At 39.9% G+C, this 17,937-nt stretch carries 20 protein-coding genes and 1 pseudogene; 8 read left to right on the plus strand and 13 right to left on the minus strand.

Going from position 1 to position 17,937, the window contains the following annotated elements; genetic code table 11:
• The first annotated feature begins 171 nt into the window (after nucleotides 1–171).
• Both gor and ACVBD2_RS06475 read left to right on the plus strand, forming a co-directional pair.
• Complete coding sequence (gor, locus tag ACVBD2_RS06470) at nucleotides 172–1,518, plus strand: glutathione-disulfide reductase (protein WP_461685438.1); 1,347 nt, start codon at nucleotides 172–174, stop codon at nucleotides 1,516–1,518.
• Between the two features lie 143 nt (nucleotides 1,519–1,661).
• Entirely contained in the window at nucleotides 1,662–2,198 is a 537-nt protein-coding gene (locus ACVBD2_RS06475) for a biotin transporter BioY (protein ID WP_125449369.1), read from the plus strand.
• A gap of 86 nt (nucleotides 2,199–2,284) precedes the next feature.
• Here the strand turns inward: ACVBD2_RS06475 and ACVBD2_RS06480 are convergent, their stop codons facing one another.
• Nucleotides 2,285–6,688: a Cna B-type domain-containing protein gene (locus tag ACVBD2_RS06480; protein WP_461685439.1), complete on the minus strand. Its 4,404-nt coding sequence runs from the start codon at nucleotides 6,686–6,688 to the stop codon at nucleotides 2,285–2,287.
• A 401-nt stretch (nucleotides 6,689–7,089) separates the two neighbouring features.
• Complete coding sequence (locus ACVBD2_RS06485) at nucleotides 7,090–7,305, minus strand: YdbC family protein (protein WP_084948770.1); 216 nt, start codon at nucleotides 7,303–7,305, stop codon at nucleotides 7,090–7,092.
• A gap of 102 nt (nucleotides 7,306–7,407) precedes the next feature.
• Here ACVBD2_RS06485 and ACVBD2_RS06490 point away from each other — a divergent pair, with 102 nt between their 5' ends.
• Nucleotides 7,408–7,728: a hypothetical protein gene (locus tag ACVBD2_RS06490; protein WP_461685440.1), complete on the plus strand. Its 321-nt coding sequence runs from the start codon at nucleotides 7,408–7,410 to the stop codon at nucleotides 7,726–7,728.
• 25 nt (nucleotides 7,729–7,753) lie between these two features.
• Here the strand turns inward: ACVBD2_RS06490 and ACVBD2_RS06495 are convergent, their stop codons facing one another.
• The 6 genes from ACVBD2_RS06495 to rpsP form a co-directional block, all read right to left on the minus strand.
• Nucleotides 7,754–8,092 (minus strand): ATP cone domain-containing protein, encoded by a 339-nt coding sequence (locus ACVBD2_RS06495; protein ID WP_001196053.1) that lies wholly within the window; start codon nucleotides 8,090–8,092, stop codon nucleotides 7,754–7,756.
• 11 nt (nucleotides 8,093–8,103) lie between these two features.
• Nucleotides 8,104–8,823 (minus strand): tRNA (guanosine(37)-N1)-methyltransferase TrmD, encoded by a 720-nt coding sequence (trmD, locus tag ACVBD2_RS06500; RefSeq protein WP_000686935.1) that lies wholly within the window; start codon nucleotides 8,821–8,823, stop codon nucleotides 8,104–8,106.
• Nucleotides 8,813–9,331: a ribosome maturation factor RimM gene (gene rimM, locus ACVBD2_RS06505; RefSeq protein WP_461685441.1), complete on the minus strand. Its 519-nt coding sequence runs from the start codon at nucleotides 9,329–9,331 to the stop codon at nucleotides 8,813–8,815. Before rimM ends, trmD begins: the two co-directional genes overlap by 11 nt.
• Before the next feature lie 78 nt (nucleotides 9,332–9,409).
• Entirely contained in the window at nucleotides 9,410–9,742 is a 333-nt protein-coding gene (locus ACVBD2_RS06510) for a MazG nucleotide pyrophosphohydrolase domain-containing protein (RefSeq protein WP_461685442.1), read from the minus strand.
• 47 nt (nucleotides 9,743–9,789) lie between these two features.
• Nucleotides 9,790–10,029, minus strand: a complete 240-nt coding sequence (gene kphA / locus ACVBD2_RS06515) for an RNA-binding protein KphA (protein ID WP_000379617.1) — start codon at nucleotides 10,027–10,029, stop codon at nucleotides 9,790–9,792.
• A 19-nt stretch (nucleotides 10,030–10,048) separates the two neighbouring features.
• Nucleotides 10,049–10,321, minus strand: coding sequence for a 30S ribosomal protein S16 (gene rpsP / locus ACVBD2_RS06520; protein WP_000268760.1), 273 nt, complete (start codon nucleotides 10,319–10,321; stop codon nucleotides 10,049–10,051).
• A gap of 177 nt (nucleotides 10,322–10,498) precedes the next feature.
• On the opposite strand from rpsP, the pseudogene ACVBD2_RS06525 reads away from it, so the two are divergent.
• From ACVBD2_RS06525 to ACVBD2_RS06545, 5 genes and pseudogenes are all read left to right on the plus strand, one after another.
• Nucleotides 10,499–10,730 (plus strand): annotated as a pseudogene (locus ACVBD2_RS06525) (hypothetical protein).
• Between the two features lie 603 nt (nucleotides 10,731–11,333).
• Complete coding sequence (locus ACVBD2_RS06530) at nucleotides 11,334–11,930, plus strand: hypothetical protein (protein WP_143989706.1); 597 nt, start codon at nucleotides 11,334–11,336, stop codon at nucleotides 11,928–11,930.
• Between the two features lie 2 nt (nucleotides 11,931–11,932).
• The gene (locus ACVBD2_RS06535; RefSeq protein ID WP_001041097.1) at nucleotides 11,933–12,157 is read left to right on the plus strand and encodes a helix-turn-helix transcriptional regulator; all 225 of its coding nucleotides are present in this window, start codon (nucleotides 11,933–11,935) and stop codon (nucleotides 12,155–12,157) included.
• Between the two features lie 140 nt (nucleotides 12,158–12,297).
• On the plus strand, nucleotides 12,298–12,507 hold the full coding sequence (locus ACVBD2_RS06540; protein ID WP_461685443.1) for a hypothetical protein: 210 nt from the start codon (nucleotides 12,298–12,300) through the stop codon (nucleotides 12,505–12,507).
• A 108-nt stretch (nucleotides 12,508–12,615) separates the two neighbouring features.
• Nucleotides 12,616–13,419, plus strand: coding sequence for a peptidylprolyl isomerase (locus tag ACVBD2_RS06545; protein WP_461685444.1), 804 nt, complete (start codon nucleotides 12,616–12,618; stop codon nucleotides 13,417–13,419).
• Between the two features lie 57 nt (nucleotides 13,420–13,476).
• Here the strand turns inward: ACVBD2_RS06545 and ACVBD2_RS06550 are convergent, their stop codons facing one another.
• The 5 genes from ACVBD2_RS06550 to sodA form a co-directional block, all read right to left on the minus strand.
• Nucleotides 13,477–15,018: an ABC-F family ATP-binding cassette domain-containing protein gene (locus ACVBD2_RS06550; protein WP_461685445.1), complete on the minus strand. Its 1,542-nt coding sequence runs from the start codon at nucleotides 15,016–15,018 to the stop codon at nucleotides 13,477–13,479.
• A gap of 1 nt (nucleotide 15,019) precedes the next feature.
• Complete coding sequence (locus ACVBD2_RS06555; RefSeq protein ID WP_461685446.1) at nucleotides 15,020–15,499, minus strand: VanZ family protein; 480 nt, start codon at nucleotides 15,497–15,499, stop codon at nucleotides 15,020–15,022.
• Nucleotide 15,500: 1 nt separating this feature from the next.
• Nucleotides 15,501–16,586, minus strand: a complete 1,086-nt coding sequence (rlmN, locus tag ACVBD2_RS06560; RefSeq protein WP_461685447.1) for a dual-specificity RNA methyltransferase RlmN — start codon at nucleotides 16,584–16,586, stop codon at nucleotides 15,501–15,503.
• 20 nt (nucleotides 16,587–16,606) lie between these two features.
• Nucleotides 16,607–17,137, minus strand: coding sequence for a YutD family protein (locus ACVBD2_RS06565; RefSeq protein ID WP_173258023.1), 531 nt, complete (start codon nucleotides 17,135–17,137; stop codon nucleotides 16,607–16,609).
• Between the two features lie 153 nt (nucleotides 17,138–17,290).
• Complete coding sequence (gene sodA / locus ACVBD2_RS06570) at nucleotides 17,291–17,896, minus strand: superoxide dismutase SodA (protein WP_461685448.1); 606 nt, start codon at nucleotides 17,894–17,896, stop codon at nucleotides 17,291–17,293.
• Nucleotides 17,897–17,937 lie beyond the last annotated feature (41 nt).

Below are 17,937 nucleotides of genomic sequence, written 5' to 3' on the forward strand. Positions count from 1 at the left end.
GAAACATGCCTTGTTTCCATTTGATTTATGCGAAATTGTACTAGTAACATCATACACCTTATTTCTATATTTAGCAAGTGATTTCTGCTATTTCTTTAGAGCGTAGCAGATTTTTGCATTCAAAAAATAAAAACGATAGAATATGACTATCAAAGCTATAAGGAGTTTTCTATGAGAGAATATGATATAATCGCTATCGGCGGAGGGAGTGGCGGCATTGCCACTATGAATCGAGCTGGTGAACACGGCGCTAAAGCAGCTGTTATCGAAGAGAAAAAATTAGGTGGAACTTGTGTCAACGTTGGCTGTGTTCCTAAGAAAATCATGTGGTATGGAGCGCAAATCGCTGAAAGCTTCTACCACTATGGCCCTGACTATGGTTTTACAAGTTCAGATGTTCAATTTGATTTTGCTAAACTTCGTCAAAATCGTGAAGCCTACATCGACCGTGCCCGCTCGTCTTATGATGGAAGTTTCAAGCACAATGGGGTTGATTTGATTGAAGGTCGTGCTCATTTTGTTGATGCTAACACCGTCAGCGTCAATGGTGAATTGATTCGTGCCAAGCATATCGTGATTGCGACTGGCGCTCGTCCAAGCATCCCAACTATCCCTGGAGCTGAACTCGGTGGTAGCTCAGACGATGTCTTTGCTTGGGAACAACTTCCTGAATCTGTTGCGATTCTTGGTGCTGGCTATATTGCTGTTGAATTAGCTGGTGTTCTCCACGCACTAGGAGTAAAAACGGATTTGTTTGTGCGTCGCGATCGTCCCTTGCGCACTTTTGACAACTACATCGTTGAAGGTCTTGTCAATGAAATGGAAAAAACAGGCCTACCTTTGCACACGCATAAGGTACCCGTCAAGCTCGAAGAAACGGAGCAAGGTATTACGATTCATTTTGAAGACGGTTCTAGTCATACTGCCAGCCAAGTTATCTGGGCTATCGGACGACGTCCAAATGTAGACGGTCTTGAGTTAGAGAAGGCTGGTGTTACACTCAACGAACGTGGATTTATCCAAGTGGATGAATATCAAAATACAGTTGTAGATGGCATCTACGCCCTTGGAGATGTTACTGGTGAGAAGGAACTGACCCCAGTAGCCATCAAGGCAGGACGTACCCTATCTGAACGCCTTTTCAACGGGAAAACAAATGCCAAGATGGACTACACGACTATCCCTACTGTTGTCTTCTCACACCCAGCAATCGGAACCGTCGGTTTAACTGAGGATCAAGCTATCAAAGAATACGGCCAAGATAACATCAAAGTCTACAAGTCAAGCTTTGCATCTATGTACTCTGCCGTTACAAGCCATCGTCAAGAATCTCGCTTCAAACTCATCACCGCCGGTGCTGACGAAAAAGTTGTTGGACTTCACGGACTTGGTTACGGAGTGGATGAGATGATTCAAGGATTCGCTGTTGCTATTAAGATGGGAGCAACCAAGGCGGACTTCGATGCTACAGTAGCTATCCACCCAACCGCTTCAGAAGAATTTGTGACCATGCGCTAATCGACGAAAGAGACCCCATGTGGTCTCTTTTTACTTGCAAAATCGGCTGTTACAAAATTGTTACCTTAATACAAAAGATAGGTTGACTTTTCTTCCTGAATTAGTATAATAGTTACTATAATTTAAAAAAGAGGTTAACAGTTTTGAAAAAAGCTCATATCTATGCTATCCCTGCTATCGGTGCTGCTCTCATCGCCGTATTGGCACAAATCAGTCTCCCTATCGGTCCTGTACCTTTCACTCTGCAAAACTTTGCAATCGGTCTGATTGCAACTGTTTTTAGACCTAGAGAAGCTGTCCTTTCTGTAGCTCTCTACCTCCTGCTGGGTGCTATTGGTTTACCTGTCTTTGCAGGGGGAGGAGCTGGGTTTCACGTTTTAGTCGGTCCAAGTTCAGGCTATCTTTGGTTCGACCTTGTCTATGCGGGGCTTACATCTTATCTCATCCATCAAAATAGTGGCTATATTCGCATTTTCCTAGCCAACCTCTTGGGTGATTCCCTCGTCTTTGCCGGAGGTATTCTCAGTCTCCACTTTCTTGCTGGAATGCCATTTGACAAAGCACTCGCTGTCGGTGTCCTTCCCTTTATCCTTCCTGATCTTGGTAAGATTATTGCCATTAGTTTCATTAGCCGTCCCTTACTCGAAAGATTAAAAAACCTTCCATATTTTTCAAGATAAAAGAATAGTCCAGAACAATTGTTCTGGACTATTTCCTTTCCAATTACTTCCTAAGAACTAACTGAAAATCAACTCTCATCTAGGGATTATTTATTTTTACGGCTTACAAAGTACAATCCACCAGTCACTGCCATCAAAGCAAGTCCTGCAACTACTGTTGCGTTAGATGCTTTTTCACCAGTGTTAGGAAGTTGAGGTTTTGGACCTGGTTTTCCTGGCTCATTTGGTTTACCTGGTGTTGGTTTTTCTGGAGTGTGTGTATTTGTGATATTGAAGCCTTCTACTTTAGATGAATAACCTTCAACCGGCACTTCCTCTACAGAGTACTTGAATTCTGTACCTTTAGTATCTTTATAACGCTCAAGACCTGTAAACTCATAAGTCCAACCAGTTGCTTCTGAGGCTACCGCAGTCTTACCAGTGTCTTGACCATCGGCAAGAAGTTTCACTGTGATAGATGCTGGACGGATACCGTCTTTGTTCTCTTCATCTTTCCAGATCTTCTTACCTTTTACAGATGTTTTCTCTGGTGTGTATTCATTGGTAACTGTGTACTTACCATCTTTGTCCGTAGTAACTGTTGAGGTATATTCTTTTACAGCCACTTCTTTGACAGTGTACTTGATTTCTGTACCATTTTCATACTTAGGAAGTGCTTTTGATTCGAACTTCCAACCAGTTGCTTCTGATACTTCAATTTCTTGAACAACTTTGTCGCCGTTAAGAATTTGAACTTTCACTTTATCTGCACGTTTGCCACTTTGGTTGTTGTTATCATCCCAAACCTTAGTTCCTGAAAGAACGACTGTTTCTGGATTGTGAGTGTTAGTCACTACTTGACCAGTTACAGAAGCTTCATAACCAGCTGGTACATCTACTTCCTTGATAGAATAGGTGATTTCTTTTCCAGCTTCGTATTGTGGAAGATTGGTGAAGGATGCTACCCAAGTGTTATCATCAGTCTTCTCCTTAGCTGTTAAGGTCAATTTCTTACCTTCAACGGCTACTGGATCAGTATCTCCTACTTTTTTGTAAAGTTGAACCGTTACGGACTCAGGACGTTTACCGTCTTGGTTGTTCGCATCGTTCCATACTTTTGTTACCTTGTAGTCAATTTCTTTAGGAGCATATTTGTTTGTGATGGTAAAGTCTGTAATAGTCGCTTCGTATTCTGCTACGGCTTCTTCTGTTACAGTGTATTTGATTTCTTTACCAGCTTTATATTTTGCTAATTTCGTGAATTCGACAGTCCAAGTTCCGTCTGCGGCTGCTTGAACTTCTTTCGAATCATGTTTCTGACCGTCTGCTAAAAGATTGATTGTAATCTTGGTTGGACGTTTACCGTCTTGGTTGTTTGCGTCATCCCAGTTCTTAGTTGCTTTTACATCAACTGTTTCTGGAGAATAGCTATTTGTGATGGTGAATCCTGATGCAGCGTCACCAGTAATGTCAGAAGTATAACCAGTAACAGTTACTTCTACTACAGTATACTTGATAGGTGTTCCGCCTTTATCAGCATCAAGGTTTGTGAAGCTTCCAGCCCAACCGTTTGCTTCATTCAATGTAAGTGTTTCACCAGTGTCTTGACCGTCTGCAAGCAATTTAACTGTGATAGAAGATGGACGTTTACCATCTTGGTTGTTAGCATCGTTCCATACTTTCTTCACAGGAACTGCAGTTTTGGCTGGAGTGTATTTGTTTGTAAATACAAGATCTTTTGCTTCTTTTGAAGCAGTTGCTTTCAATTCAGTTGCGCTTACTTTTTCAACAGTTACTTCAACTTCTTGAACTGTCTTATCGTAAGTGATTCCTGTTTCAGTTCCAGCAACTTCAGAGATGGTGTACTTGTGAGTTCCCACCTGGCTCTCAGCATATGAGATTGGTGAGAAGGCCACTGTACTGTCTGCGGCGTTTGTCACTGTTTCAACAACAGTTCCATCTTCCTTCTTCAATTCAAAGCTGTATTTACCTGCTTCAAGGTCTTTACCTTCAAGAACTTTCTTAGCTCCAAGAGTTACACTTGTAGCTCCTGCTGGAGTGTAAGTATTCTTGAATGCTTTTTCATCGTCGTAATAAACAGTTGCTTCAAGGGCACCTTTGCCGTTATCCGCTACAGTTACTGTAGCTGTGATTGTTTTCGTATCGTAGGTGATACCTGTAGCAGTGCCAGCTTTTTCAGCAATCTTGTAAGTGAAAGTTCCAGCTTTATCGAATTCCAAGACTGAGAACTTAACGTTTCCATCTTTGTCATTCTTGACTGTTTCTTTCACATTACCGTCTTGGTCTGTCAAAGTAAACTCAAACTCATCAGCTTTCAACTCACGACCAGTAAGTGTTTTCTTAACTGCAAGAGTAGCTGGAGTTTTTGAAGCTCCGTAGCTGTTGTTGAATTCTTTGTCCGCTGGGTAAGTTACGTTAGCAGTAAGTTTTCCTTCACCATCGTCTGTAACTTCTACTGTGACTTTAACTTCAAGACTATCGTATGTTACACCGTCAATAGTTTGTCCAGCGTTAGTTTCAACGATAGTGTATTTGTAAGTACCAGCTGCAGTGTATTCGATTGGAGCGAATGCCACTTTGCCATCGGCAGTGTTCTTCACTTTTTGAACTTCTGAGCCATCTGCGTCGTTCTTCAATACAAACTCAAACTCATCAGCTTTCAAGGTACGACCTGAAAGAGCTTTTGTTACTTCAATAGGAGCTGAAGTTTTCTCAACAGCGTATGTATTTTCAAAAGTCTTATCATCGTTTTCGTAAGCGACAGCTGCAGACAATTTGCCCTCAGCATCTGCTGTTACAGTAACTGTAACGCCAACAGGATTGGCATCGTAAGTAACACCTTTTTCAATTGTGTTCGCTTTTTTCTCAACGATGTGGTAGTTGTATGTACCAGCTTTGTCAAATGTCAATTCAGCAAAGCTGATATTTCCTTCCGCATCATTTGTTACTGTTTCAACAACTTTGTTTGTCTTATCATCGAACAAGTCGAATTCAAACTCTCCAGCTTTCATAGCTCGACCAATCAATTTTTTAATTGCTTGAATTTGAGCTTTTGTGCTGTTCCGTTTGTTTGAGATTGTTTTGATAACACCTTCTTTACCGACTGTTACCTTAATTGGAGTAGAATCCAATTGGTAGCCTTTAGGAGCTTCAACCTCAGTAATGGTGAATTCACCTTTCTTAACATCCTCTTCTGAAAATACTGGCGATTGTGCAATACCATTATCGTCTGTTTCAGTGATTTTTTCGCTAACAGTAGCGCCGTCCGGAGGGGTAATTTTAAATTTTGCTCCTTTTAGACGATCTTGTGTTTTTTCATCTACCTTGTATAGAGTGATTCGATAACCTGTTTCCAGTTGGATAGTACCACCTGATGCAACTGTAGAATTTCCCACTTGCTTCGCAATCGTATCTTGTTGATCATCTCTGGTTGTTAGAACCTTGTCATTTCCCTTAACTCCAACATTGTTTTGAACTTTGGTTCCATCCCCAGGAGCGGTCGAATCATAGTGGATTAGATAAGCCGCAGGTTTCCCATTTTTTGTAATAGACTTCGCGTTCAAAATCGTGATTGTGAAATCTGTATACGATTCGTTCCACTTGATTTGGTAATCTGTTCCAGCTTGTAGTACAGTTTTATCTTGTAAGGTGTAAGTTTTATCAAACCATCCAGCAGTAACCGTCAAGGTTTCTGGAATAAACTGCATCGGTGAAAAGTCTGAGTCTGCCCAGTCGTGGATTTCAAGTTTATCATAGGCAGCTTGTTTAGGATTCACACGGACATTCCAATTATGAAGATAATCACCTTTTTTACCAAGTAAAGGAGAATCCCATTTTTCTTTACTGATGGTTCCACTGAATTTGTTAAAGTTTGTTTTACCAATTCCGTCAGAATAATCTATGACAGCAGCATTTTTAAAGCGAACTTTTTGGCTGATTTCATTTTTAGTTTCAGACTTGTTAAAATTGATAGTCTGTTCTTCTAGTTCTTTCTTTGAACTAAAAGCGACATAGAAGGTACCTTTAACACCTTGAACTTGAGCTCCTCCTTTTTTAGCAAGGTAGTCTTGCAAGTTCTTTAAAGTGATTGTTACCTTTCCACCCTTATTTTCCCCATCAGAAACGACCTTAACATCTCCTACAGCTGTATTCGTTTCCTTGTCTTTAAGCTCAAATGATTCGGCTTTGACTGTTAGTGGAGATGGCACAGTTAGTGTAAATGTGTCTCCATCATTCAGATTGCCATCATATTGGCTCAAATCGAAATCAGTAGCAAACTTATAGTTTGCATAACTGTGTTTTTGAGGTGATAAATTGTAAACTCCTTTTGAATCAGATTGTAAGAACTTACTATTATCAACCTCCCAGATGCTCACGTTAGTAATAACCTTCGTTAGCTCTTTTGCTTGGACTGCATTTGTCAAAGTAGCAGAACCAAACAGAACTAAAAGTGGCGTTAAAATATAGAGCCACAATTTTTTTAATTTCATAACTTTCCCTTCTAAATCATTAAAATGAACTGATCCATACACCATTTCCTGTCAATAAGTAACACCCCTTTCAGCGATATTATCTCTTACATGCTTACTACATGTAACAATTCTTTAGGTAAATGGCTAGATCATTTGCAATGTCAAAACAATGTATTCAATTCAATATTTAGCAGAAGTATTACTACTCTTAGTCAGAATGGAAATATAGCAAAATATGACCATTGTCTATTATACTATGTATCCTCTCAGGGTCAAGTATTTTGCCTGTTTATTTTTATTTATCAAACAATTTATTTAATGCATATATTTTTTGGTTTCTTGATCTTAAAATAGCAAATTTTATTTATCTCTGGTGAACAATAAAAAGGATATTGAGTCCAAAACTCAACATCCTTTTACTAATTGCCTTTAAAGGCATCGACCATTACCTGAAATTCTTCATTTGAAAGAGTGATTCCTTTGCCCATTTTGGTATGATCAGGGCTCCAAGAACGAATATCAAACTTTGCTGGTGCTCCATTAAAGCTGACTCGGTTTAATTCCTTGGTCCATCCTTTCTCATTTTCAGACAAGGTCAGTAAGTGTTCTTCGATTTCAAATGTAAATTCTGCCATTTTAACTCCTTTACGTGATATGCTTTCTATAGTCTATTCGTAAAATCTTGTAGATTTTAGGAAAATTTTATATAATATGGTTATATAAGAGGGGAGAAGCCTATGAGATATACATTCAAGCATGTCTTAGATAAGATACAAGACTTTCTCAGTGGACAGGATGAACGAGATTATTCTGAAAACGACTCCCTCATTGCTACAATTGAACAAGCCATCCAGAAAAAAACTGCTGTTCATGTCATACTAGCTGAAACAAGCTTCACTGGTGATATCGTCAAATATGATACCAGTCGCCAACAAATTATCGTCAAAAATTTTTCAAAAAACGTAACTCGAATCATTCGTATCAGTGACATTAAGCGACTTCGTTTCGTTCCCTCAACTGTACAAAAAGCTCAGAAAAGTCTATTTAAGAAAGAGTGAGATGCTTTTCATCCCACTCTTTTTCTTAACGAATTTGTTCAAAATGCAGGTGGACTGCGATATGGTCTCCGTAACCACTTCTCTCCAAATCGCGTTGTAATCGGTAAGAAATGTAGTGTTCTGCGATGGTGATATATCCTGCTCCCAACAAACGATTTTCAACCATTGATTGGATCATACTAATGGTCGCACGTTCCACTTTTGCTTCTTCCAAGTCCAAGACTACTTTTTTAGTGACCTGAGCTAGGTTTTGACGTAGGTCATCTGTCAAAACATAAACTGTCTGAGCCGCTTTTAGAACAGCTTGGTAGATTTTATCTGGATCAAAGTCTGCAACTTCTCCGTTACGTTTGATTACTTGCATAAGGTTCTCCTTTATTCTTTGTTTTCTTTGATTTCAGCCAGCATTTTTTCTTCTTCTGCTGTTAGTTGGTAATTTTCTAATAGGTCCGGTCTGCGCTGGTAGGTTTTCTTTAGACTTTCGTAAAGTCGCCACTGGCGAATCTTCTCATGGTGCCCACTCATAAGCACATCTGGCACCACCATGCCTCGATAGTCATAAGGACGTGTGTATTGGGGATATTCGAGCAATCCCGAAGAAAAACTATCGTCCTGGTGACTAGACTCCTTGCCAATCACTTCTGGAATCAAGCGAACAGTCGCATCAATCATAGTCATAGCCGCCAATTCACCACCAGTCAAGACATAGTCTCCTAGAGAAATCTCATCGGTTACCAAGGTCTTGATACGCTCATCATAACCCTCGTAGTGTCCGCAGATAAAGATCAGTTCCTCTTCTTGAGCCAAATCTTCAGCATAAGCCTGATCAAACTGTTTTCCAGCAGGATCAAGGAGGATGACACGGGGATTTTTCTTTTCAATGGCATCAAAGGCATCGAAAATGGGTTGGGCACGGAGCAACATCCCCTGACCGCCTCCGTAAGGCTCATCGTCAACATGACGGGCCTTTTCAGCGTATTCTCGAAAATTATGATACTGGATATCCAAGAGCCCTTTTTCTCGAGCCTTCCCAACAATCGAGTGCTCTAGCGGAGAAAACATCTCAGGAAAGAGGGTTAAAATATCAATCTTCATCATCTAGTCCTTCTAAGATTTCCACATCAACCCGTTTGTTTGGAATATCAACATTGAGAACTACTGGTGGTATGTAAGGTAAAAGCAAATCACGCTTACCTTTTCTCTTAACCACCCAGACATCATTGGCACCTGGTTGTAGAATCTCCTTGATAGTTCCTATCAAGGTGTCTCCCTCGTAAACATCCAAACCGATAATCTCGTGATAGTAGAATTCACCATCATCTAAGTCATTCAAATCTTCCTCAGCAACCTTGAGACTATAACCCTTGTACTTCTCAATCGCATTGATATGGTACATATCTTTGAATTTGATAATGTCAAAATTCTTCTGTTTACGGTGGCTAGCGATGGTCACTGTTTGAACAAACTGATCTTTTTCATCAAATAAAGCCAGCTCTGCCCCTTTTTTAAAGCGTTCTTCAGCAAAATCCGTCACAGACAAGACACGCATCTCACCTTGTAGACCCTGTGTATTGACGATTTTCCCAACATTAAAGTAGTTCATCTTGTCTCCTGTATCTATTTCTATCCTTTATTTTAACACGTTCCAGAGATTTTCACAAGTTGCAGAAAAAGGCTACTATCATGGATGCTTTCTTTCCAAAAATCCTTCCAAATCTCTTTCATGCTGATATTTAATGGCAGCCTTCTTATCTTTGTCAAAGATGGTTTTGGTTAGGTCTATGTCATTAATAGCTGCAATGGCGACAGTGTAGTGAATAATATCAGCCAATTCTTTGGCTAGTTCCTCGTTCGAGTCCTGAACACCCTCTTTTCGACCGGAGCGTCCATTCAAGACCTCTGCTACCTCTCCGACTTCCTCCACTAACTTGATAAAGAGGCCTTCCTCAGTTCGAGACTGCTGGTAATGTTCGAGTAAATAGGCTTGTAATTGTCTAAACGTTAAATCTTTCATCCTCTGCTCTCCACAAAAAAAGCGAGACATCTGTCCCGCTCTTTTGATTATTTTTCATCGATAACGATTCTTACTTTTTTGTCTTCAGTTGGGACAGAGTAGACAATCGTTCTTATCGCTGAGATAGTGCGACCCTTACGACCGATAACACGACCGACATCGCTTTGGTCAAGATCCAAGTGATACTCCAAAAACTCTGGTGTGTCTTCAATCTTGATAGTTAAGGCATCAGGTTGTGAAATCAAAGGTTTCACAATCGCAATAATGAGATTTTCAATCGTATCCATCTGTCAACCTACTTTAAACTTATTTTGAGAATTTAGAATCGTGGAATTTTTTCAATACGCCTTCTTTTGAAAGGATGTTGCGAACTGTATCTGAAGGTTGAGCTCCATCAGCCAACCATGCAAGAACGCGGTCTTCTTTCAAAGTTACTTGGTTTTCAGCAACAAGTGGGTTGTAAGTACCAACTGTTTCGATGAAACGTCCGTCACGTGGTGAACGTGAGTCTGCTACGTTGATACGGTAGAAAGGTTTTTTCTTAGAACCCATACGAGTCAAACGGATTTTAACTGCCATTTTTTAATGTCTCTTTTCTTATTTTTTTATTTCGGTGAAATAGCTAAGCTATTTAGCACATGTTCTATTATAGCAGATTTCTGACAGGTGTCAAGAAAAAAACTTGACAGAGTTTAAAATTTTTATTTTTTTAGAAATTTATTAGATTAATAGGGATAAATTAGAAAGAGAAACTTTATGAATACTAGTCTAGAGAACATTTACAAAGACCATCAGGTTAAGCCTTACATCTCTCCTGATCGTGATATCGAGACTTGGCTACTAAATCCCAAGTTTGTCCCAAAATGAAATAGAAGACAATCTTCTGGCAGGTGATATTATCCTCCTTTGGAGAATCAACTTTGGTACTTTTACCACCGAAAGCTGGTTTTTAAAACTCCAATTTGAATATATTTCAAAATCCACTTAAAATCAACCTTTTCCCGATTTTTCAGAAAATAAATTTTCATCTAATTTGAATAACTTTTAATTGAATGGTGTGATATATGAAGTGTTGTAAATGCTGTATTGTAGCTAGTTCTTAACGTTTAGAGAACTGGCTAGCTTTGCGAGCTTTCTTAAGACTTGGTTTGGAAAGTATAGATTTCAATTGGACTAAAAACAGCGAAATATCAAGGATTTTAAGAACAATATCTACTAATTAATTTATAAAATATGAATTAATAGATTCTAAATAGGGGAATAATTTAATTCTGTAAAAATTAACTTCTACACCTACAATGCTTATTCTGACAGACTTAATAACAGTCTAAAAAAAGTAGAGATTCATACAGTATCTAGATTTTCCCAAAATTCTTTATCATCAAATATTATTAACGAAACTATCCAAACCAAATCCGATGCATTGCTTCAAAAAATTCTTTAGTTGTTTAACTAGCAAGGGCTTTTATTAAAAAATTTTTTCAAATAATTGCCTCATTGACAGATAAATTCTTGCTTTCCAAATTGAAGTGTGATATATTTATAACATAAAGATTGTTAAATATTTCTAACATAAGGAAAGGAGTCTATCATGAAAAAAAGTCAAAAAACGGGTGGCCTCATTACAATGATTTCCGCAGCTCTCTTTATTGATTTTACTGTTTTATTTGGTTCTAATCTTAGTTGGGGACCCAAGTTAGTTATTACTGGTATTTCAGTGTTAGGGCAGATTATAGCTATTTGGGGCTGGCTACATATGAAACCATGGCCTCATAAGAGTCAGAAAGGTAAAGGAAAGACTATTTTTGACTTGTCTGCTAAGTTTTACACGATACTTTTGTTTGCAGCAAGCATTTTTTATACAGTAGGGATTTGGGTTGCGACCCCAAGCGAAAGTTCTGGTATTAAAGAATGGATTTTGGGAATTGGCCTCGTTATTGAAGTGATTGTATTTGGTTTTTTCTGTTTGAAAAATGTCAAGGAAACTCCGGACGAACGCTTTTATGCTAATTTAGCCAAGGCAGCTAGCTTGATGTTTGTTTTTATACTAGGTGCACTGATGATCCTAGCAGTTATCATTGGGTATATGGGGTCTCTTACTCTTTACATGGGCCAGATCTTTATTAGCATAGCTGCCTTGATTTGCATCTTTGCGGTTGTCTATTTTATCTTGGAACGTAGAGGATAAGCATGGCCAAAGAAAGCAAGATTATTACTAATCTCAAATCTGTTCGTGAGTCCACAGGCATGACCCAGCAAGAGTTAGCCGACCTCATAGGCATGCGACGTGAGACAATTCTACACTTGGAAAATAACCGTTACAATCCTTCGCTGGAAATGGCTCTTAAAATTGCTCAAGTTTTTAATCTGAAAGTAGAAGACCTCTTTGAACTCAGACAGAAAGAGGAAGCATAATTCTTTTTGAGACCTGGTTTCCTAAATATTTCGAGTACACTTATGGCATTGATGCACCAAAACATCTAAGCAGTCTGGTAGAAAAAGGCTATACTATTATCGAAACCGCCTTCGATTCACTCGACCATCTGAATGCTACAATGAAAAAGAATATCCTCAAAAGTAAGGGAGTTACAGGACTTTCTAAGATGAAAGCGGCTGATCTTGATCAAGCTCTTCATGAAAACTTATCAGAAGAGGAATTAACTAGTCACTTTTCTATTCGGGGCTACAAATTGACTCCAAAGGGGGAACAGATACTGGAGCAATATCAGGAAATTATCGACCGTCATCCAAAGAAAAATCTCTAAACAAGCAGTCTGCAGATTTATTTTCTGAAAACTTGCCTTATCTTTTACATTTGAAATCAAGCTCCTTTTAAGGTACAATGGTAGAAATGAATTTTTGAGAGGTTAACAATGAAAAAACTAGCAACCCTTCTTTTACTATCAACGGTAGCCCTTGCTGGATGTACTAGTATCCAACGTGGTCTCCGTGGTGATGACTATGTTGACTCCAGTATCTCTGCTGAAGAAAGCTCTAAAGCAGCTGCCCAGGCTGCCAAAGATTTGAATGACGCTTTAACCAATGAAAATGCCAACTTCCCTCAACTTTCTAAAGAAGTTGCTGAAGATGAAGCCGAAGCGGTTCTACACACAAGTCAGGGTGATATTCGTATTAAACTCTTCCCTAAATTAGCTCCTCTAGCAGTTGAAAATTTCCTTACTCATGCTAAAGAAGGCTATTATAACGGCATCACCTTCCACCGTGTCATCGATGGCTTTATGATCCAAACTGGAGATCCTAAGGGAGATGGTACAGGAGGCCAATCTATCTGGCATGATAAGGATAGAACAAAGGACAAGGGAACTGGTTTCAAAAATGAAATCTCTCCTTACCTATACAATATCCGAGGAGCCCTTGCTATGGCTAACACTGGTCAACTAAACACCAACGGTAGCCAGTTCTTCATCAACCAAAACTCAACAGATATTTCTGCTAAACTTCCTACTAGCAAGTATCCAAAGAAAATCATCGAAGCCTATAAAGAGGGTGGAAATCCAAGTCTAGACGGCAAACACCCTGTCTTTGGTCAAGTGATTGACGGTATGGATGTTGTTGACAAGATTGCCAAGGCTGAAAAAGATGAAAAAGACAAGCCAACGACTGCTATTACTATCGATAGCATCGAAGTAGTGAAGGATTATGATTTTAAATCCTAAATAACCTAAAAAATACAGTATCAATCGCTGGTACTGTATTTCTTTTTTTTCTCATTTTTAAGTTAGCTTGTTAAAGTCCCAGATTTGGTCCATCCAGCCTTCATAAAAGTCTGGCTCGTGGCAAACCATGAGGATTGAACCCTTATACTCTTTCAGAGCACGTTTGAGTTCGTCCTTAGCATCCACATCCAGGTGGTTGGTCGGCTCGTCAAGTACTAAAACGTTGTTTTCACGATTCATCAAGAGACAGAAACGCACCTTGGCTTGTTCCCCACCTGACAAGACCTGAATTTGGCTTTCGATGTGCTTAGTTGTCAAACCACAACGGGCAAGAGCCGCACGGACTTCTGCTTGGTTAAGGGCAGGAAAAGCATTCCAAACAGCCTCTAGTGGTGTTTGACGGTTGCCTCCTTCTACTTCCTGCTCAAAGTAACCAAGTTCTAAGTAGTCACCTCGTTCGACTTCTCCAGCGATCGGTGGAATAATACCTAAGAGACTCTTCAAGAGAGTTGTTTTCCCAATACCATTTGCCCCGATAATGGCAACCTTTTGATTGCGTTCAAAAGTAAGGTTTAAGGGCTTGGTAAGGGGACGGTCATAGCCAATCTGCAAGTCCTTGGCTTGGAAGATAAAGCGTCCTGGCGTACGAGCTGGTTTGAAATCAAAGGATGGTTTTGGTTTCTCACTTTGCAGTTCGATAATATCCATCTTATCAAGTTTCTTTTGACGGGACATGGCCGTATTTCGTGTTGCAACACGCGCTTTGTTTCGAGCTACAAAGTCCTTGAGGTCTGCAATCTCTTTCTGTTGACGTTCATAGGCCGCTTCCAACTGAGATTTTTTCATAGCATAGACTTCTTGGAACTGGTAATAGTCACCAGAGTAACGCGTCAGCTGTTGATTTTCAACATGATAGACGATATTGATTACGTCGTTGAGGAAAGGAATATCATGCGAAATAAGGACAAAGGCATTCTCATAGTTTTGGAGATAACGCTTGAGCCAGTCAATGTGTTCAGCATCCAAGTAGTTAGTTGGCTCGTCAAGCAACAAGATATCTGGCTTTTCAAGAAGCAGTTTAGCCAAAAGGACCTTGGTTCTTTGTCCACCTGACAAGGCTGTTACATCCGTATCCATGCTATAGTCCATAACACCGAGAGCACGCGCTACTTCATCAATCTTAGCATCCAAGGTATAGAAATCTCGACTCTCCAAACGATCTTGTAGTTCGCCAACTTCTTCCATGAGTGCATCGATATCCGCTCCGTCTTCGGCCATTTCCATATAGAGGTCATTGATACGAGCTTCTGCTTTAAATAACTCATCAAAGGCCGTCCGCAAGACATCACGCACGGTTTGACCTTCCTTTAGCACAGCATGCTGATCCAGATAGCCAGCAGTCACATACTTAGACCACTCCACCTTTCCTTCGTCAGGTAACATCTTACCAGTCACAATACTCATAAAGGTTGATTTTCCCTCACCATTGGCACCGACTAGACCGATATGTTCTCCCTTGAGGAGACGGAAGGACACATCTTCAAAAATTGCACGGTCACCAAAACCGTGACTCAAATTTTTAACTTCTAAAATACTCATTCTAATTCCTTATCTTATTTTTATGCAGTCCTTTATAGAGAAGCCAAGCCAGATAGCCTCCCAGGGTATTGGTCCACAAATCATCAATCTCAAAGACGCGATTAAAATCAAAGAAAAAATCTAAGACCAGCTGCGTACACTCAATTCCTAGACTTAGTAGAAAGCTGAGAAGGAGGATTTTTTTCGTTTGCCGCAAGTTTGGACAGAGATAGATCAGTTGAAAGACTAGAGGGAAGAGTAAGAAGACATTTAAAATGTTCTGCAAAAAGATCCAAAGGACTTGTCCCAAACTTGTCACTTCACCCAGATTCCAAAGGGAGTTAAAGGGAGTTAAAAGAAAAACCAGGCGTCCAAAAGTTTGAATACCTGGAGTTTCCACTCCTGTAGGAAGTTGAGGTTGGGGAGTAAAGCAAAAACAGACAATGCAAAGGCTGTAAATAGCCACTCCCAATCTTAAGATTGATTCTCTTTTTTTAGTCATTTTATGGATTTACCGCTGCGACTGCCTTCTGGCGGTCACGTTTCATTGTATTGGAGCGCAATTGTCCACAAGCTGCATCAATATCTGTACCATGCTCTTGACGGACAACACAGTTGACCCCTTTTTTCTTGAGGGTATCGTAGAAGGCCATCACGCGCTCTTTGGGACTACGGCTATACTGGTCGTGTTCACTAACTGGGTTATAAGGAATTAAGTTTACATAAGACAATTTCTTGATGTTCTTGAGCAATTCAGCCAATTCCAAGGCTTGTTCTACACCATCGTTGACTTCATTGAGCATGATATATTCAAAGGTCACACGGCGGTTGGTTGTTTCGATATAGTACTCAATAGCTGCAAAGAGTTTTTCAATTGGGAAGGCACGGTTAATCTTCATGATGCTTGAGCGCAATTCATTGTTGGGTGCGTGAAGAGAAACAGCCAGATTAACCTGAACTCCTTCATTAGCAAAGTCACGAATTTTATGAGCCAAACCTGAGGTAGAAACAGTGATGTGACGAGCACCGATTGCCATCCCCTTGTCATCATTGATGGTACGAACAAAATTCAAAACATTGTTGTAGTTATCAAATGGTTCACCAATTCCCATGACAACGATATGGCTGACACGTTCATCCTGACCACGTTCATCAAAGTATTTCTGAACTAGCATAATCTGCGCTACGATTTCCCCGTTATTAAGGTCACGTTGCTTCTTAATCAAGCCTGATGCACAGAAGGTACAACCAATATTACAGCCGACCTGAGTGGTCACACAGACTGACAACCCATAGTGTTGACGCATGAGTACTGTCTCAATCAACATGCCATCTGGCAACTCAAAAAGATACTTAACAGTACCGTCAGCAGACTCTTGTACGATGCGTTGTTTCAAAGGATTTACGACAAACTGCTCATTGAGCTTAGCAATCAAATCTTTAGAAAGGTTGGTCATTTCTTCAAATGACTGGACACGTTTACGGTAAAGCCATTCCCAGATTTGATCTGCTCGGAATTTCTTTTCTCCCTGTTCTAATACCAATTCTTGCATGGTTTGACGTGTTAAACTATAAATAGACGGTTTCATCTCTTCTCCTTATTCTCTATCTATTTCTGACGAATGACAAAATGGCGCTGTCCCTTGTCCTCTTTCTGAGACTTTTGGTCCTTATGACGACGTCTATTTCGCTTATCCGCATTTGGTTTTCTCTTGTTTTGCGAAGGTTTCTTTCCTCTTCTAGGAAGGTTTTCCTCATCCTTTTTACGCATTTTTTTGTCAAATGAAGCCCGCTTCGGTGCTTGATTTTCTAGGACAAAATAGGCACAACCATAACTACAGTACTCCAAAAGATAGTCCTGTAACCGACTAATCTTTTCATTTTTTTCCTCTGTTCGGTCGTCTTTGTAAAAGCCACGTAGACGGAGCTGTTCATTGCTCCAGTCCCCCACGACATAATCAAATTTGGTCAACACTTCTGAGAAGCGTTGATTAAAGACTGTCACATCGAAGGCATCCTTGATATTTTCAACCAAGGTAAAAGCGATTCCTTCAGTCTCAACCTTTTCCCCATTTACTTGAAATTCTGGGCCAGGAAACTTGTTATAGTTGTATAATTCAGGTGCAATTTCTTTACGCATAGTCTTCCTTTTCCACGATTACTTAACACTCTATTTTACCATAATTTCTAGCAGTTAGCACGTTTCTCATAAAAATGAAAAAAGTCTGACGATTTTGTCAGACTTCTGCCATACAAACCAAAAAGAGAAGAATGACTCTTCCCTTCCTATTCATTATTTCGCTGCTGCGTAAAGCTCATTTACTTTGTTCCAGTTAATGACTGAGAAGAAAGCTTTAATGTAGTCAGGACGTACATTGCGGTATTTCAAGTAGTAAGCATGTTCCCAAACGTCCAAGCCCAAGATTAGTTTTTTACCTTCTGAGATTGGTGTATCTTGGTTTGCTGTTGAAGTTACTTCAAGCTTCCCTTCTTTGTTGACAACCAACCAAGCCCATCCAGAACCAAAGCGAGTTGTAGCTGCTGCTGTAAAGGCTGCTTGGAACTCTTCGAATGAACCAAATGTTGCATCGATTGCTGCTGCAAGTTCTGCTGAAGGAGCAGTCTTTTCAGGAGTCATCAATTCCCAGAAAAGAGCGTGGTTCAAGTGTCCACCACCGTTGTTGATAAGCGCTTGGCGGATATCAGCTGGGATAGATTCTACATCAGCAAGCAAAGCTTCAAGGTCTTCACCGATTTCAGGGTGTTTTTCAAGAGCTGCATTAGCATTGTTGACATAAGTTTGGTGGTGTTTGTCATGGTGCAAGTGCATTGTTTCTGCATCGATATATGGTTCCAAGGCGTCGTATGCGTATGGAAGGTCTGGTAAGATAATAGCCATCTGTAATACCTCTTTTTCTTTCTATATGAAAATGATAACGC

Source organism: Streptococcus sp. KHUD_018 (assembly GCF_054861215.1).

Coding starts and splice junctions, on each gene's coding strand:
- gor (WP_461685438.1), top strand. CDS start 172: ATGAGAGAATATGATATAATCGCTATCGGCGGAGGGAGTGGCGGCATT.
- ACVBD2_RS06480 (WP_461685439.1), bottom strand. CDS start 6,688: ATGAAATTAAAAAAATTGTGGCTCTATATTTTAACGCCACTTTTAGTT.
- ACVBD2_RS06485 (WP_084948770.1), bottom strand. CDS start 7,305: ATGGCAGAATTTACATTTGAAATCGAAGAACACTTACTGACCTTGTCT.
- ACVBD2_RS06490 (WP_461685440.1), top strand. CDS start 7,408: ATGAGATATACATTCAAGCATGTCTTAGATAAGATACAAGACTTTCTC.
- ACVBD2_RS06495 (WP_001196053.1), bottom strand. CDS start 8,092: ATGCAAGTAATCAAACGTAACGGAGAAGTTGCAGACTTTGATCCAGAT.
- trmD (WP_000686935.1), bottom strand. CDS start 8,823: ATGAAGATTGATATTTTAACCCTCTTTCCTGAGATGTTTTCTCCGCTA.
- rimM (WP_461685441.1), bottom strand. CDS start 9,331: ATGAACTACTTTAATGTTGGGAAAATCGTCAATACACAGGGTCTACAA.
- ACVBD2_RS06510 (WP_461685442.1), bottom strand. CDS start 9,742: ATGAAAGATTTAACGTTTAGACAATTACAAGCCTATTTACTCGAACAT.
- kphA (WP_000379617.1), bottom strand. CDS start 10,029: ATGGATACGATTGAAAATCTCATTATTGCGATTGTGAAACCTTTGATT.
- rpsP (WP_000268760.1), bottom strand. CDS start 10,321: ATGGCAGTTAAAATCCGTTTGACTCGTATGGGTTCTAAGAAAAAACCT.
- ACVBD2_RS06530 (WP_143989706.1), top strand. CDS start 11,334: ATGAAAAAAAGTCAAAAAACGGGTGGCCTCATTACAATGATTTCCGCA.
- ACVBD2_RS06535 (WP_001041097.1), top strand. CDS start 11,933: ATGGCCAAAGAAAGCAAGATTATTACTAATCTCAAATCTGTTCGTGAG.
- ACVBD2_RS06540 (WP_461685443.1), top strand. CDS start 12,298: ATGAAAAAGAATATCCTCAAAAGTAAGGGAGTTACAGGACTTTCTAAG.
- ACVBD2_RS06545 (WP_461685444.1), top strand. CDS start 12,616: ATGAAAAAACTAGCAACCCTTCTTTTACTATCAACGGTAGCCCTTGCT.
- ACVBD2_RS06550 (WP_461685445.1), bottom strand. CDS start 15,018: ATGAGTATTTTAGAAGTTAAAAATTTGAGTCACGGTTTTGGTGACCGT.
- ACVBD2_RS06555 (WP_461685446.1), bottom strand. CDS start 15,499: ATGACTAAAAAAAGAGAATCAATCTTAAGATTGGGAGTGGCTATTTAC.
- rlmN (WP_461685447.1), bottom strand. CDS start 16,586: ATGAAACCGTCTATTTATAGTTTAACACGTCAAACCATGCAAGAATTG.
- ACVBD2_RS06565 (WP_173258023.1), bottom strand. CDS start 17,137: ATGCGTAAAGAAATTGCACCTGAATTATACAACTATAACAAGTTTCCT.
- sodA (WP_461685448.1), bottom strand. CDS start 17,896: ATGGCTATTATCTTACCAGACCTTCCATACGCATACGACGCCTTGGAA.